Origin of the sequence: Acutalibacter sp. LFL-21, from assembly GCF_025630755.1 — a bacterium.
In the GTDB taxonomy this organism is placed as follows: Bacteria; Bacillota; Clostridia; order Oscillospirales; family Acutalibacteraceae; genus Acutalibacter; species Acutalibacter stercoravium.
In genome coordinates this window covers 13,890-28,791 of record NZ_JAOTNT010000002.1, presented here as the reverse complement: position 1 = coordinate 28,791, position 14,902 = coordinate 13,890, and the positions used below count along the sequence as shown (strand labels likewise).

Annotated in this window: 15 protein-coding genes; 7 read left to right on the top strand and 8 right to left on the bottom strand. The window is 55.3% G+C overall.

The genetic code is table 11. From position 1 onward, the window contains the following. The first annotated feature begins 36 nt into the window (after nucleotides 1-36). Both ODJ80_RS02420 and ODJ80_RS02415 read left to right on the top strand, forming a co-directional pair. Entirely contained in the window at nucleotides 37-309 is a 273-nt protein-coding gene (locus ODJ80_RS02420) for a helix-turn-helix domain-containing protein (RefSeq protein ID WP_317619852.1), read from the top strand. Nucleotides 310-311: 2 nt separating this feature from the next. Further along, nucleotides 312-560, top strand: coding sequence for a hypothetical protein (locus tag ODJ80_RS02415; RefSeq protein WP_263040766.1), 249 nt, complete (start codon nucleotides 312-314; stop codon nucleotides 558-560). A 508-nt stretch (nucleotides 561-1,068) separates the two neighbouring features. On the opposite strand, the gene ODJ80_RS02410 is transcribed toward ODJ80_RS02415, so the two are convergent. Next, entirely contained in the window at nucleotides 1,069-2,286 is a 1,218-nt protein-coding gene (locus ODJ80_RS02410; protein ID WP_263040765.1) for a tyrosine-type recombinase/integrase, read from the bottom strand. A gap of 269 nt (nucleotides 2,287-2,555) precedes the next feature. Beyond that, nucleotides 2,556-3,122 carry a flavin reductase family protein gene (locus tag ODJ80_RS02405; RefSeq protein WP_263040764.1) on the bottom strand — a complete coding sequence of 189 codons (567 nt, stop codon included), beginning with the start codon at nucleotides 3,120-3,122 and terminating at the stop codon, nucleotides 2,556-2,558. Between the two features lie 122 nt (nucleotides 3,123-3,244). On the opposite strand from ODJ80_RS02405, the gene ODJ80_RS02400 reads away from it, so the two are divergent. Next, nucleotides 3,245-3,577: a winged helix-turn-helix transcriptional regulator gene (locus tag ODJ80_RS02400; RefSeq protein WP_022335470.1), complete on the top strand. Its 333-nt coding sequence runs from the start codon at nucleotides 3,245-3,247 to the stop codon at nucleotides 3,575-3,577. A gap of 631 nt (nucleotides 3,578-4,208) precedes the next feature. On the opposite strand, the gene ODJ80_RS02395 is transcribed toward ODJ80_RS02400, so the two are convergent. The 4 genes from ODJ80_RS02395 to ODJ80_RS02380 all read right to left on the bottom strand — a co-directional run bounded on the left by ODJ80_RS02395 (nucleotide 4,209) and on the right by ODJ80_RS02380 (nucleotide 9,287). Beyond that, nucleotides 4,209-4,526: a helix-turn-helix domain-containing protein gene (locus ODJ80_RS02395; RefSeq protein WP_263040763.1), complete on the bottom strand. Its 318-nt coding sequence runs from the start codon at nucleotides 4,524-4,526 to the stop codon at nucleotides 4,209-4,211. Between the two features lie 344 nt (nucleotides 4,527-4,870). Then, nucleotides 4,871-7,327 carry an ATP-dependent Clp protease ATP-binding subunit gene (locus ODJ80_RS02390; RefSeq protein WP_263040762.1) on the bottom strand — a complete coding sequence of 819 codons (2,457 nt, stop codon included), beginning with the start codon at nucleotides 7,325-7,327 and terminating at the stop codon, nucleotides 4,871-4,873. 57 nt (nucleotides 7,328-7,384) lie between these two features. Continuing rightward, on the bottom strand, nucleotides 7,385-7,876 hold the full coding sequence (locus ODJ80_RS02385; RefSeq protein WP_263040761.1) for a UvrB/UvrC motif-containing protein: 492 nt from the start codon (nucleotides 7,874-7,876) through the stop codon (nucleotides 7,385-7,387). A 136-nt stretch (nucleotides 7,877-8,012) separates the two neighbouring features. Then, nucleotides 8,013-9,287 (bottom strand): S1C family serine protease, encoded by a 1,275-nt coding sequence (locus tag ODJ80_RS02380; RefSeq protein ID WP_263040760.1) that lies wholly within the window; start codon nucleotides 9,285-9,287, stop codon nucleotides 8,013-8,015. Between the two features lie 179 nt (nucleotides 9,288-9,466). Between ODJ80_RS02380 and ODJ80_RS02375 the strand changes: the two genes are divergently transcribed. The 4 genes from ODJ80_RS02375 to ODJ80_RS02360 all read left to right on the top strand — a co-directional run bounded on the left by ODJ80_RS02375 (nucleotide 9,467) and on the right by ODJ80_RS02360 (nucleotide 13,654). Beyond that, nucleotides 9,467-10,366: an AraC family transcriptional regulator gene (locus ODJ80_RS02375; protein ID WP_263040759.1), complete on the top strand. Its 900-nt coding sequence runs from the start codon at nucleotides 9,467-9,469 to the stop codon at nucleotides 10,364-10,366. A 228-nt stretch (nucleotides 10,367-10,594) separates the two neighbouring features. Next, nucleotides 10,595-11,032: an Hsp20/alpha crystallin family protein gene (locus ODJ80_RS02370; protein WP_263040758.1), complete on the top strand. Its 438-nt coding sequence runs from the start codon at nucleotides 10,595-10,597 to the stop codon at nucleotides 11,030-11,032. A gap of 103 nt (nucleotides 11,033-11,135) precedes the next feature. After that, on the top strand, nucleotides 11,136-12,035 hold the full coding sequence (locus ODJ80_RS02365; protein ID WP_263040757.1) for a magnesium transporter CorA family protein: 900 nt from the start codon (nucleotides 11,136-11,138) through the stop codon (nucleotides 12,033-12,035). An 881-nt stretch (nucleotides 12,036-12,916) separates the two neighbouring features. Further along, nucleotides 12,917-13,654 (top strand): alpha/beta fold hydrolase, encoded by a 738-nt coding sequence (locus tag ODJ80_RS02360; RefSeq protein ID WP_263040756.1) that lies wholly within the window; start codon nucleotides 12,917-12,919, stop codon nucleotides 13,652-13,654. Nucleotides 13,655-14,304: 650 nt separating this feature from the next. Here the strand turns inward: ODJ80_RS02360 and ODJ80_RS02355 are convergent. Both ODJ80_RS02355 and ODJ80_RS14135 read right to left on the bottom strand, forming a co-directional pair. Then, the gene (locus tag ODJ80_RS02355) at nucleotides 14,305-14,517 is read right to left on the bottom strand and encodes a hypothetical protein (RefSeq protein ID WP_263040755.1); all 213 of its coding nucleotides are present in this window, start codon (nucleotides 14,515-14,517) and stop codon (nucleotides 14,305-14,307) included. Continuing rightward, nucleotides 14,514-14,627, bottom strand: coding sequence for a helix-turn-helix domain-containing protein (locus ODJ80_RS14135; protein ID WP_442863886.1), 114 nt, complete (start codon nucleotides 14,625-14,627; stop codon nucleotides 14,514-14,516). The genes ODJ80_RS02355 and ODJ80_RS14135 overlap by 4 nt, the downstream gene beginning before the upstream one ends. Nucleotides 14,628-14,902 lie beyond the last annotated feature (275 nt).

Genomic DNA, 14,902 nt, shown 5'->3' with positions numbered 1-14,902 from the left:
TGATGGCAAAAACATTGGTAGCTGTGGTAGGAGGTCTTGCTTTTGCGAAAGCACGAGGGCTTATTTCTCGTCTTTTGGGTTGTCCGCGTCCGGGAGTTTCGTATAAAAATGGAACTCACTCAGGAAAGACTGGCAGAAAAGCTGTGTCTGAGCATGCGGAACTATCAGAAGTTGGAACGGGGCGTCCACAAGCCGTCCGCCATAATGATCATCCTATTCCTATACCTGCTCTCCGACCAAGAAATCATCTCTTTCACCCGCTCCTTTGGCCAGATGGTAGAAAAAGCCCATTCCCAGGAGGTTGCCTGACCATGCAGACAAAAACACCGTATATACCCACGAGAGAGCAGAAAAGTGCTGTTCCCCTTGGGAATTTTGATGTCATGGAGGACGGGAACACCCTGGTCAACCGGCTGTACTACGCTGTGCCAAGGTTTGAGAATGGACGGTTTCAATGCTCCGTCTTCTATGAGGAAAATACGTTCTTCAAAGATGCGGATGGAGATCTGATACTGGTTCACTCGGAATACGGAACAGACGATCCACTTGAATCCGAGTAGCCGCCCGATGCTTAAATCGCCAGCATTTTCTACATCTTTTTTGGAAAGTCGCATGATTCAAAAACTGAAATCAAGGAAAAGCCGCATAAAACCTGGGCTTTTCGCCTTCCTTTTAGCCGAGCGCATCATTTTTGGAAAGAAAACACAAAAAAGTCAGGTATCGCTTGTGCGGTACCTGACTTTTTCGTTAGTGTGCGGTAGGATTTGGCAACGAGGTGCGCCCGCAGGCTCTCCTGCGGTGCGTGTCGTGGGGCGCTGGTCGCCTGTGGCGACCGTCCAGCGCCGACCGAGGCGGCAGCCGAGACAAGTCCGTCCCTTGATTTTCTCCTAGCTTTCCGGGTTTTCCCATCCGGTTTTACCCATTCCCAACCGTTCCCATCCCCTCCAGCACCCAAAACGCACCCGGTTTCGCCCTTTTTGGCCTTTTCCGGGTGCGTTTTTCTCTTTTTCGTTGTTTTTCGGCTGCAAAATTTTTGTCCTGGTTTTTGTGCATTTTGTCGCATAGTGGTTACAAGTTGAAGCCATCGGTGATACCATGTAGACGAGAGGTGTCCTTTTTAACATAGTACAGCTCTGTGATTTGCGAGGTGGAGTGGCCCAGCAGGTCTGCCACCTGGCGGGGTGTGAGAGATTTTATGCTCCCATCCTCTTGCTTAATGCCATTCACCAAGCTGGATGCGAATGTGTGGCGGAGTGAGTGCAGGCCCTTCTTCTCTATTCCCGCCGCTGCCAAAATGCGGTAGTACCTCTTGCGGAAGTTTACGGGTCGTGTGTAGTTGCCATGCTCATCCGGCACCAGGGGCGTGTTCTCCCCGAAGTATGCCTCCTGCCGTAAATCTTTTATCATGGCGATAGCCGTGTCGTTGAGGGGCACCGTGCGCTTGCTGGTAGCGGACTTTAGCTTGCCAACTTTCACATCCCGTCCCGGTTCCGCTTGCAGACCGTCCCTGCGCCAGACCTCTTTCACACCACGCTCCAGGTGCAACACCCTATTTTGCAAGTCGATGTCGCTGTTGAGGAGTCCCAACAATTCTCCCGTGCGAAGTCCCGTGTTCAGCATGAGGATATAGGCCGCTGCTTGCTGGTATTTGCGCTTGCCGTTGGCAAAGGTAGAGAACGCCTCTCGCCTGAATTTTGCAATCTCAATGGGAGTGAACACCGTAACCTGCTCCTGTTCCGGCAAACACTCCTTGTCCTGGGCTGCTAAGAAGTTGGCTTTTTTCATCATCGGCACGCATTGCATGGGGTTCTTTTGGATAAAGCTTTCCTCTGTCAAGTAGCGGAAATACTCGTTCAGCAGAATGTGGACTTTCTTCACGGTCGTGTAAGCGTAGCCCTGCTCCATCCAATGGTTGAGCACGGATTTCAGGTCGGCCGCTGTTATGTCTCCCACAATCTTGTCCCCGATGAGTGGGAATACCTGGTGCTGGGCGGTACATTCCAGGCGGTCATATGTTGTCCGCTCCACCGATGAAAACTTGAAAACCTGGAGCCAATGGGTCAGGCTGTCTTTTATGGTTTTCTGTGATTCGTCCGAGTTACGAACTTCCTCGTTGAACTGGGCGATATAGGTAGTGATCTTCCGCTGCGCCTCGGTTTTCGTCTTGCTGGAGAACACTTTGCGTCTCTTGATGCCTTGCTCGTCGAAGTACCAGATGACGCTCTGCCAGCGGCCATCTGTCCGCTTAAAAACATTGCCGTTCGTTGTGAGTCGTTTTTGTGGCATGGTTGGTGGTTCCTCCCTTCGGGTTGTTTTATCAACCACCAACACTACCGTATAGCGCCTGCCTATGTCCAGCCCAATGTTGTGAACGGGGCGGAGAAAAATCTCCCCGCCTTTTGGTGGATTTACACCTGTCTGGGGCGGGGAAATTTATACGGGCCTATTCTTTGTTTACTCCCCTGTAATTTTTGAGGTAGTGGCAAGCCTGCTTTACACCTAGAAAGATGTGGCCATGAAAAAGAAAAGGCAGGCCTCAAAAGGCCCGCCCATTCTTATTTCTTCAGCTGCAAACCGTCCTTGAAAGCCTCGCCCACACGCTCGGTGACTTTGTAATATCCGTGGGTGTAAGGGTCAAAAGCAACGGCGTTTACTAGGGACATATCCAGCTTGCCGTCCCGCATAACGCTCTCGTCGGCGGTGACTTTTACCACCTTACCGATGACCCCGCAGCCATATTCGTTGGTCTGGTATTCAACGAATTTGCACTCCAAACAGAGAGGAAACTCGTTTATGACGGGGGCGTCCACCATCTCCGATTTCGTGGCGGTAAGCCCGGCTGCGCTCAGCTTATCCGCTACCGTATTGCCGGAGGCCACGCCGAAATAGTCGGCCTCCACCACATGGGCTGCATCGGCAATGCTCACGGTAAAGCCGCCCCTGGCCTTGATGTTCTTCACGGTCTTGTGACTCTCCGTCAGGTTCAAGGCCACAGTGTCACGCTCCTGCATCGTCCCCCAAGCGGCGTTCATCACGTTTACGGTGCCGTCCTCGTTGTAGGTGGCGACCATCAGCACGGGCATGGGGAAGATCCCCTCGGTGATATTCAATTCTTTTCTCACAGAAATGCGCCTCTCTTTTTTAGGATTGACACGCCGGGTGCCTTCCTCTATCATTATAGCCAGTAACAAACAGAAAACAAGTGCTGATTTTTTTGTAAGATACTAGCTTGGAGGTAAGCAATATGATCTCGGACTATATGGAAAAGGCCAACTTTGAGGACACGGGCTTCGCCTATACGCTCTCCCTCATCAGCGGGAAACATAAAATGGTGATTCTCTATTGCCTGATGGAGTTTGGCGTGGTGCGGTTCAATGAGCTGAAGCGATACCTGAAAACCGTAGCGGATAAAACTTTGAGCGCCAACTTGAAAGAGCTGGAACGTGACCAGCTGATTCTCCGCAAGGAGTACCCTCAAATCCCGCCCAAGGTGGAGTATTCTCTCAGCGAGCGGGGCAAATCCTTGATGAAAATTCTCGACCAACTCTGTATATGGGGAGAGGAAAACAGGCTTTGAGTCCTTATCCGGGAACGTGGCTAAAATTTTCTTAAACAGGTCGCAATCCCTGTCTATGTGAGGAAAAAGGCTATAATTTTCGCCCTTATCCACAGCTATTGGGTCTGAAAATCCGCCTGCCACTCGACTTGCAAAAAATCGCCGCAACCCCTATCGTGACACCGTGGAGAATGGCTCTACACTGGGAAAATCTGTCATCCACGACACCCAGCTTGACGCCAAGGCCCCCAAACCGACCCCTAAAAATCGCAAAATTGACCCCTTGCAAAAAGCCCGAAGTGGCCGGCTCTGCCGGCCACTGTGAGCCGGGTGTGGGGCGGTTTACCGACCCACACCCTTTCACCTGCTTCTTTTTCACACCTCCGTTTTGCTTCGCAATGTTCAGGTTATATGAGCAGCCTTTGCAGGCCCGCCCGAGCCTGATTTTTCCTTTTCTGCCTTTCTTTTGCCCGCCCGTCCTCTCGCCTGCGTGGATGGGTTGGCTTTCTCCCATCCCGTTTCGCCGCTGTCCTGGTTTCGCTCACAACTGGCCCACACGCCTCCAACAGGGCTGGTCTGGGGCTTCGGTGGTGTCACTTCCTTACCTGGCTCTCAAAATCGCACACAGGGCCACACAGGGGCGAGTTTTGCTTCAGCGCCTTTTTCTCCTAGCCTTTCTCGGTGGCAGCCCCGCCAGCTGGCACTCCAGGTGGTAGTTGACAGCTTCTTGGATGGGACGGATGGTGAACTGCAGCGTCCCATTCCGCACCTCGCCGGATTTCATGCGCACCTTGGTGGGTTCTACGTCGATGAGTTGCCTTTCTTCAAGCTGGCGGATGTATTTCGCAACGGTGTTGGCGCTCATGCCCGTGTGCTGGCATATCTTCCCGATGCTGGGCCAGCACTGGTGGGTTTCCCGGTCCTCGCAGAAAATCAAGTAAGCGTAGATTGACAGCTTGCCTGGGGTCAATCCCAGCGTGAATATCTCATTGGGCAGAAGAAAAAATCTTCCCAATGGGCTGCGGTTGGTGTAAGTATTTTGGAATTCCGTGGCGTTCCCTCCCCAAAGGTTTTCAAAGGTTCTACACCTATGTTCTGGCCTATGTCCATAGCGTTTTCGGATTTTACACTTCGTTCACAGGTATATTCTTGCAAGGGTTCTTCAGATCTCTTTTGCCGAAGCCCTATTCTTTGTTTACTCCACCGCAAATTTTGAGGCGGCCCCTCCCCTGTTTTGGGGTAAGCAAAAGGCTGGAATTTCTTCCAGCCTTCGCATAAAGATTCACTTTTCTCCCACGTTCTGATGAAACCTCATCACGATACGACCAGTTTGCCATCCTCCACTGCCAGCTTGGCGGTATCACCAGTCTTGAGGGTGCCATCCAACATCTTCTCAGCGACAGCGTCCTCCACCTTGCTCTGAATGGCCCGGCGCAGGGGGCGTGCGCCATATTGGGGATCAAAACCTTCCCTGGCAAGCTCTTTCACCGCTTCGTCGGAAGCCTCCAAATGGATACCCATGGACTCCATGCGGTCCGCCACGGTCTTGAGCATCCGCCGGGCTACCTCTTCAATGTCCTGCTCAGTCAGAGCGCGGAACACAATAATATCGTCGATACGGTTCAGAAACTCAGGCCGGAAAGTGCGGCGCAGCTCTCCCATAACGGTTTCCTTGACTTCCTCGTATGCCTTATCGGCATCCGCCCCGTCCTCTTTTTCGCCGGCATCGGTGCCCAACTTGGCCCCGGCATTGGTCAGCGCCTTGGCGCCGATGTTGCTGGTCATCACGATGACGGTATTCTTGAAGTCAACGGTGCGGCCCTGGGAATCTGTGATACGGCCATCGTCCAGGATTTGCAGCAAGATGTTCCACACATCCTCGTGCGCCTTTTCGATCTCATCGAACAACACCACGGAATAGGGCTTGCGGCGTACCTTTTCTGTCAGCTGGCCGCCTTCATCGTGTCCTACGTATCCGGGAGGGGAACCCACCAGACGGGACACCGTATGGCGTTCCATATATTCGGACATATCGATCCGGATCATGGCGTTTTCATCGCCGAACATGGCTTCCGCCAGGGATTTGCACAGTTCCGTTTTGCCAACACCGGTGGGGCCCAGGAACAGGAAACTGCCAATGGGCCGTTTGGGGTCTTTCAAGCCGACACGGCCGCGGCGAATGGCACGGGCCACCGCCTCCACAGCCTCGTCCTGCCCCACGACCCGTTTGTGGAGGGTGTCTTCCATGTGCAGCAGGCGCTGGCCCTCGTCCTCGGTAAGGCGTGTCACGGGGACGCCAGTCCAATCGGACACAACAGCGGCGATATCCTCCTCGGTCACGTCCCGGTGTTCCTGACTGCTCTTGCGGCGCTTATCCCGCTCGGCCTCCAACTGTTTCTGATAGTCTTTTTCCGTATCCCGCAGTTGGGCGGCCTTCTCAAAATCTTGTGCGGCAATGGCGGCTTCCTTGTCCGCGGCAAGGGCGTTGAGCTTCTCTTCAAGGCCCATGAGCTCTTCAGAAGGCTCTTCCTCCTCCATCTGTACACGGCTGGCAGCCTCGTCCATCAGGTCGATGGCTTTGTCCGGCAGGAACCGGTCATTGATATACCGGGCAGAGAGTTCCACCGCAGCCTTCAGTGCTTCATCGGTGATGTGCAGGCCGTGGTGCTGCTCATACTTCCCCCGCAGGCCTTTCAAAATATCCAGTGTAGCCTCCTGGCTGGGCTCGCCTACGGTGACCGGCTGGAAACGGCGCTCCAGCGCAGCATCCTTTTCGATGTACTTGCGGTATTCGTCCAGAGTTGTGGCGCCAACCACCTGGATCTCGCCGCGGCTGAGAGCCGGCTTCAGAATATTGGCAGCGTCTACGGAGCCCTCAGCGGAACCTGCGCCCACAATGGTGTGCAGCTCGTCGATGAAAAGGATGATATTGCCGTCTTTTTTGGCCTCCTGCATCACCTTCTTAATGCGGTCCTCAAATTCGCCCCGATATTTGGCGCCGGCCACCATGCCGGTGAGGTCCAAAGACAGCAGTTTTTTGTCCAACAGCTTTTCCGGCACATCGCCCGCGGCAATCTTTCGTGCCAGCCCCTCGGCAATGGCCGTCTTGCCGACGCCGGGCTCGCCGATGAGACAGGGGTTGTTCTTGCTGCGGCGGGACAGGATCTGGATCACCCGCCGGATCTCTTTATCACGGCCAATGACAGGGTCCAGTTTTCCTGTTCTGGCGTCGGCCGTCAAATCGTGGGTAAACTCCGATAAAGTCTTGTTTTTGCCGCTTCCCTCGCCGCTTCCGGCATCCGGGGTGCTGTCGCCGTTTTGGGTGCGGGGCGCGGCGCTGACTTTCTCCATCAGCGCCGTGTACAGCTGACGGGCATCCACACCGGCAGACCGCAGAAGCCGGACTGCCATATTGTTGCCCTCGCGAAGGATGCCGGCCAGCAGATGCTCGGTGCCAATGTAGGCATAGCCGCCCCGGATGGCGTCCTCCAGGGCAATCTCCAGCACGTGCTTGGCCCTGGGGCTCAGGTTCTGAGCAGAGCCGCTGGTATCGGAGGGACGGGAACCGGCGGTTTCGCAGACCATCTCCGTCAGCAGGTCATCCGTCAGGCCCGCCTCTGCCAATACCGTGTGGGCAAGCCCCTCGTCCTCTCGCATCAAGCCCAGCAACAGATGTTCTGTCCCCATATAGCCGTGACCCAGTTCGCCAGCGGCTTCCTGGGCCAGTTGCAGGGCTTCTTCCGCAGTGGGAGTGAATTTACTTTCGTCCATAATGCTATCCCTCTCTTTTTGATCGTGAAGTGTGTGGTCTCTTTATAGACACTGGCTTTACTCGCCGTCTTCAGCGTCTTTTTTATTCTCTTTGGCCTCTTTATGAGCCTCCTCCAGCTCGCGGATCTCATCCCGCAGCTGAGCGGCACGCTCAAAGTCCTGTTCATGGATGGCCTTCTTCTGTGCCAGTTTCAAGGCGTTCATCTGACGCAGATAGGAAAAACGGCTCTGCTTTTCATCACTCATCAGGTTCTCTTTCTTCTCCACCGGGACCTCCCGCACCGGACCCGCTCCGATGGCAGGCATCGTGTCGAAGAAATCGTCAAATGGGCTCTCCAGCATCCGGCCCATCAGGGACGGCATGGAGTCGAAGAAACCGCTGTTTCCAAAAAGGCTGTCCATCAGGGACGGCCGCTGATCAAAAAAGTTCCGGGTATAGCCCAACTTTTCGGCGCAGGCCTGGCAGAGGTGGTGTTCTTCCGTTCTGCCATTGATGCTGCTGCGATAGATAAAGTTGGCCTCGTTCTTTCCGCAATTTTCGCATCTCATATACCATTCCTCCAGAAAGATTCTAGATTTTGTTTTACAATACGGTTCCATCGCCGCGGGGAAAGCCAGATGGGGCGCACAGCGGCTTTCATCTGGCCTTCCCCGTTCTCGCCATTCGGGAGACGGTCAAATATGCTTAGGCATCGGAGCTCTCCGCTGCGGAAGAGGCAGCCGCTGCCTGGGGCATCTCCTTGGCGCTGCCCAGGGTGACGGAGACGGTCTGCTCTGCGTACTTGCCGTTGTCCGCCCGCTGGAGGGTCACATCCACCGTCTCCCCGGCCTTATAGTATTGCAGGGTGTCGGAGAGCTGCTGCTGGTTGGCCACGGCCCGGCCGTCAAACTGGGTGATCACGTCCCCCTTCTGGATGCCGGCCTTCTCGGCGGCGCTGCCCTGTTCCACAGCCACCACGCCCACGCCGGTGGGAATGCCGTACAGCTGGGTGATATCCTGGGTGATGGTCTCCCCCTCGATGCCCAGGTAGGAGGCCTCGCTGGGGTCCACCTTCTCCCGGGTGGGCAGGTTCATCAGCTCTTTCAGGCTGTCCTCCGCCTTGTCGATGGGGATGGCGAAGCCGATGTTGTCCACCGAGCCGCCGCTGCCGGAGGAAGAGGTCTTCGCCTCGTTGATGCCGATGAGCTCCCCGGCCATGTTCAGCAGGGCCCCGCCGGAGTTGCCGGGGTTGATGGCGGCGTCCGTCTGGATGAGCCCGGTGGAGGTGATGGCCGTGCCGCTCTCGTCGGTGAGGGACAGGTCCCGGTCAAGGGCGCTGACCACGCCGGTGGTCACAGACTGGCCGTAGCCCAAGGCGTTGCCGATGGCCACCACCGGCTGGCCCAGCTCCAGCTCGTCGCTGTCGCCGATAGTGGCGATCTTCAGCTGGCTCAATGTCTCAGCGGGGATGTCGGAAAGCTGCACGGCCACCACTGCCAGGTCGTTGTCCACGTCGGTGCCCTTGACCTGGGCCTCCACCGAGCTCTGGTTTACAAAGCCCACCGAGAGCTGGGTGGCACCCTCCACCACATGGTTGTTGGTGGCGATGAGCAGCTCCGACTCGTTCTTGTTCACAATGACTCCGGTGCCGGCGCCCTGCACCTGGATCTCCTGGGTGCCCCCGAAGAAGCTGCGCATCTCCTCCACAGACATGGTGGAGATGGTCACCACCGAGGGCATGGCCTCTCTCGCCACAGCCACCACGGCGTCGCTGTCCTCCGCCTTGGCGGTCACCTTGACGGTGCTGGTCTGGGGGATGTTCTCCCCCTCCGCGGTCATGCGGCCGCCCAGGGTATTCATCCCCACCATCACCCCGCCGGCGATGATGCCGAACACCACCGCCATGCAGACGAGCCGCAGCCACTTCAACCCTGTGCTCAAAGGGACCTTTTTCTTCTCGTTTTCCGTTTGCACTTCCATAGTGACGCTTCCTTTCCTGCGCGGGAAAAGTCAAGGTAAGCCAAAATCAGATTTTGCAATTTATCGTTGACAATCCTGCATTTCTCGCCTATAATTCTACAATATTCACGAGGAAATGGAAGAAAGGATTGCGCCACAAATCGGAAAAATTGTGCCTCATTTCGAGAAAGGAGGGTACTATGCGCGACAAGAAGATCGAAGTGGATGCCACTCTGCGGGAGATCCCCGCCTACACCTTGGGGGAGGTCCCCATCTTCCGCTGGGAGCACCGCCTGGACGACTTCCAAAACGGGGAGCTGAACCGCCACTGGCACTCTGAGTTCCTATTCGGCCTGGTGACGGAGGGAACGCTGGATTACTACTACAGCCCCATCTCATCCCGCACCTCTCGCGCCACTTTGGAAAAGGGGGACGGGGTGTTTATCAACTCCGGGGTGCTCCACGGCTGCCGGCAGGTCACAGGGGGAACCCGGCTGTTCACCTTTGGGATGACGCCCACGTTTTTTTCGCCCCCAGTGTTCGGCAAACTCTATCAAAACATCATTGTTCCTGTAACCCACTGCCCGGTGCGCGGGGCCTTCTTCCCAGGCGCTATCCCGGAAAACCGCCCGCTTTTACGGCTGTTGGCGCAGTTTGAAAAACTCAGCCCCCGGCAGGAGGACTATGAGCTCCACACCTTCGAGCTGGTGTGCCGCATCTGGCGAACCATACTGAAACAGGTGGACTGGAAAGCCCCTGCCGGTACAGCCGCTATGCCGCGGCAGGGACAACTGGTCGCCCTGAGCGAGATGGTGAAATTCATCCAGGATCATTACCAGGACCCCATCAGCGTGGACGACATCGCCAAGGCCGCCAAAATCAGCCGCCGGGAGTGCTTCCGCTGCTTTAAGGAGCTGCGGGGAGAGAGCCCCACGGTTTTCCTCACCCAGTACCGGCTCTCTATCGCGGCCACACAGCTGGCGACTACGGGCCTCCCCATCTCCGCCATCGCGGAAGGCTGCGGCTTTGAGAGCAGCGGTTACTTTTCCCGGCTGTTCAAGGCCCGCTATGGAAAGACCCCCAGGGAATTCCGAAAATGAAGGACGCGTGTTAAATTCTTGCAAAACGAACGGATTGCGCCAGGTTTTTGCAACATCGTGCCATCTTGTTGACAACCGTTTTTCCCCGCCCTATACTGCAAGGTGTGAGCTGGACCAGTACCCGGTTTTCCGGCGCACGAAAAGCAAGGTGACAAAAGCTCGCCACCGCGTGAGAATTTCTCTCCCACACAGCTACGGGCCGTATTGTACGGAATGGAGGAATGACTTATGTTGCCTGCTGTTTTTGGTGAAAACCTGTTCGATGAGATGTTTGACGACATGATGCGCCCCATGCGTTCCATGGAGAAAGCTCTCTATGGCAAGCACGCCAGAGCCATCATGAAGACCGATGTGCGGGAGACCGACAACTCCTATGAGGTGGACATCGACCTGCCCGGCTTTAAGAAGGACGAGGTCAACGTCCAGCTGGAGGACGGTTACCTGATTGTCAGCGCCGCCAAGGGTTTGGACAAAGACGAAAAGAAGAAGGGCCGCTACATCCGGCAGGAGCGTTACGCCGGCCAGTGCAGCCGCAGCTTCTATGTCGGCGAGTCCGTGCAGCCCAAGGATGTGCACGCCAAATTTGAGGATGGTATTTTGAAGCTCTCGCTGCCCAAGGCTGAAAAGCCCAAGCTGCCGGACCATCGTACCATCACCATTGAATAAGCGTTGACGCCGAGGGGAGGCCCTGCTGTGGGGGCCTCCCCTTTCTTTTGCTTGCGATTTCTGTCCCAGCCGGTTACAATGGGTCTGGAAGGAGGAGATGTGTATGTTTTACCAGTTGAAACCGACGTTTGAAGCAGTCCAGGAAAAGCCTGCCGAAGGCGTCCCCTGGGTGGAGGTAATCACCCAACAGGAGATGGACAGCCAGGTGACCCAGCACCCTTATTTGGCCCGCAGCCTGCGCCATGGCCACAGCTGCAAGGCAGAGCTGTTCGATCACTGTGCCGCCGGCGCCCTGCTGGTGCCTCGGAAAGAACACTCGCCGCGGTCTGGACATTCCTTTGCGTTTCTTCTCACAACGGACCGTCTCACCTTTGTGGATGACACCGGCCAGATAGAAGTGCTGTTGGAACAGCTTTCTTACCAGCCAGGATTGGAAGCCGCCCCCGGGGAGCTGCTGTTGGAATTTCTGGAGTTTCTCATTCAAGATGATGCGGCGTTCCTCCAGCATCTGGAGACCCAGCTGGACAAGCTGGAGGACCAGCTGCTGAAGCAGGAAGAGCCCCAGCGGTTTGAAAACCAGCTCCACCGCTGCCGCCGGACGCTCTTGAAGCTCTCCGCCTACTACGCCCAGCTGGACGAGTTGGGGGACACCCTGGCGGCCAACCGCAACGGGCTGTTCTCCAAAAAGCTGTGCCGTGGGTTCGAGCTGTTCTCCCACCGGGCCGGACGGCTCCACAGCCAGACCGCCTCCCTGCGGGAGTACTCCCTGCAGCTGCACCAGATCTACCAGTCCAAGATCGACTTAAAGCAGAACCGGGTGATGCAGTTTCTCACGGTGGTGACCACGGTTTTTATGCCCCTCACCCTCATCACCGGGTGGTATGGCATGAATTTCCACGCTATGCCGGAGCTGGACGCCCCCTGGGCCTACCCGGCCGTGATCCTGGCCAGCTTGGCCATCCTCCTGGCGGAAGTGCTTTTCTTTCGAAGGAAGAAGTGGTAGTCGATACACAATCCTTCTCCTAAAAGAGCTCACAGCACCAAACCAGCACCACTCATTTTGTGACTTGTGGGAAGAATCGGGCAACACCGGCCCTCTTTTGCTCCCCCATTGTGTTCTCCCACATCCACTCCAAAACCGCGTGCCGAGGGGTGAGCGAGCGCCAGTGGCGCTCTGCCGCGAACCGGTCTCGGCTCCCGCCTCGGTCGGTGCTGGGCGCTCCCCACCGGGGAGCAGCACCCGAGCCGGCAGGCGAGACTAAGTCCTTCTGCCCCTGCCAAAAATAGCGCTACTGCTTTTGCAATGGCGCTGTTTTTTGTCATTGGGCGGAACGTCTTGGCAACGAGGCACGGCTGCGCCCCGCGCAGTGCGTGTCGTGGGGACCTGCAGCCCGGTGGGCTGCGTCCAGCGCCGGTCTCAGCTGCCGCTTCGGTCGGTGCCGGGCGCTCCCCACTGGGGAGCAGCACCCGAGCCGGCAGGCGAGACAAGTCCGTCTCTCCATCTTCATCATGCTATGGAGGAGTTACCCTCCCTTTCTCTGTTCTATAGCGTCCTTTCTCACCCGTCCTCAACCGTTCCCACCCCCTCCAGCACCCAGAACGCACCCGGTTTCGCCTTTTTTGGCTTTTCCGGGTGCGTTTCCTTGTTTTTGTCCTCTTTTGACCCGCAAAATTTTCCGGCTGTTTTTTATGTATCCTGCCTTATAGTGGCTACAAATTAAAGCCGTCCGTGATACCATGTAGACGAGAGGTGTCTTTTTTCACATAGTTCTCTTCGCTTTCCGTTCTATTGCTCATTCCCTTGCTTCAAAAAACGTGCTATAATTTCCTTGACTTTTATCCCCGACAACCCCAGGAGGATACCGTTTATGCATTTCGTTCAATATGGAAACCAAGGGGCTAAAACAATTATTTTCCTACACGGCGGTGGACTTTCTTTTTTGGAATTTCAGGGACGAAGCCGAGATATTGCAAGGCCGCTTCCATGTTTTAATTCCAATCCTAGACGGACACCATGGCAGTGATCAAAAATTCACTTCTATCGAGGAAAATGCCGCCAGGATTATCCGCTATATCGACTCCAGATTCCAGGGGCAGGTATTTTTAATTGCTGGCCTCTCTCTCGGCGGCCAAGTGCTTCTGGAAATGCTGTCCCAACGAAATAATATCTGCGAATTTGCCATGATAGAAAGCACACTGGCACTGCCCACAAATGCTACGGCCATGTTGGTCAAGCCTGTCTTTTCCCTGTGCTATCCCCTTGTGAAAAAGCGCTGGTACGCAAAGCTTCAATGCAAAGCACTGCACATAAGGGATTCCCTGTTCGAAGATTACTTTCGTGACAGCTCCCAAATTAAAAAGGATAACATGATTGCATTTTTGAAGGCCAACGCTGCGTATACGGTCAAAGACTCCCTCTCCCATTGCTGCGCCAAGACACTAATCCTGGTAGGTGGGAAAGAACGAGAAATTATGAAAAAATCTGCGAAGCTGCTGAGAGAGACAATCCCGGGGTCAGTGCTGGAGGAGATGCCCGGCTATTACCATGGGGACTTCAGCCTGAATCATCCCCAAGAATTTTCCCGCAAACTGCTGGATTGGATCTCTGACAGGGCACAGTGACTTCTTGTCATTCACAAATTGAAGCCGTTGGTAATCTCACACAGCCGGGCGCTCTGCTTGCCCTGCCGAAGGCAGGAAACTGCCACAACCCCTATCTTGACACCGTAGAGAATGGCTCTACACTGGAAAAATCTGGCATTCACGACACCCAGTTTGACGCCAAGGCCCCAAAACCGGCCCCTAAAAATCGGAAAATTGACGCCTTGCAAAATTCCCGGAGTGGCCGGCTCTGCCGGCCACTGTGAGCCCGAGTAGGCGCCGCTCTTAGGCGCCTACTCTTTCACCTGCTGTAAAATCACACCCTGTGATCCCTGTTCAATGTTGGGGCATTGTGAACCGCCCACAGCCCTCTCCAAGCTGACCTTTGAGCGGAAGAAAATTCCGTTCTCCATCGTGGGGTTCCGTACTCCAATGCGTTGCCTTTGCAGGCCCGGCAGGGCCTGCTTCTTTCTTTTCTGCTTGCCTCTGATCTTTCTCACCGACTCCTCATCGAGTGAAACTGAAACTGGTTTTCTCTCATCTGGATTCTTCGCTGCCCTTCGATTCGTCCACAACTGCCCCACACGGCTCCAACAGGGCGGGGAACTGGCTTCGCTGGTGTCATTTCTCTACTCGATCCCCAAAACCGCACACAGGCCCGAGTTTGAAATTCACTTCTTTTTTCTGGGGTGCTTTTGCTCTGGCAGCGCTGCCAAGTTCTGCTCCAGTTTGTAATTTACCGCCTTTTGAATGGGATGGATAGTGAAAAGCAGTGTGCCATTGCGCACCTCGCCAGACTTAGTACGGACTTTCGTTGGTTCCGCATCAATGAGCCGCTTTTCCTCCAGCTGCCGAATGTACTTGGCAACTGTATAAGCGCTCATGCCGTGTGCTGGCAGATCCGTCCAACGCTAGGCCAGCACTGGTGGGTTTCCCAATCCTCGCAGTAGATCAGGTAGGCGTAGAGCGTCATCTCCCCTGGGCTGAGTCCCAGGGTGAAAAATGGCGTTTGGCAGAAGAAAATAATGGCCCAAAGGGCTGCGGTTTATGTAAGTGTTCTTGATTTTCGTGGCGTTACCTCCCCAGTATTTTTTCAAAATTCTACACCTAAGTTCGAGGCTATGTCCATAGAGAAATCGGATTTTACAGCTTGTTCACAGGTATATTCTTTCAGGTATTTTCCAGAAACTTTTTTGCGAAGCCCTTTTCTTTGTTTACTTTCCCGCAATTTTTGAGGTGGCCTTCCCTTACTTACAGGGCAAGCAAAAG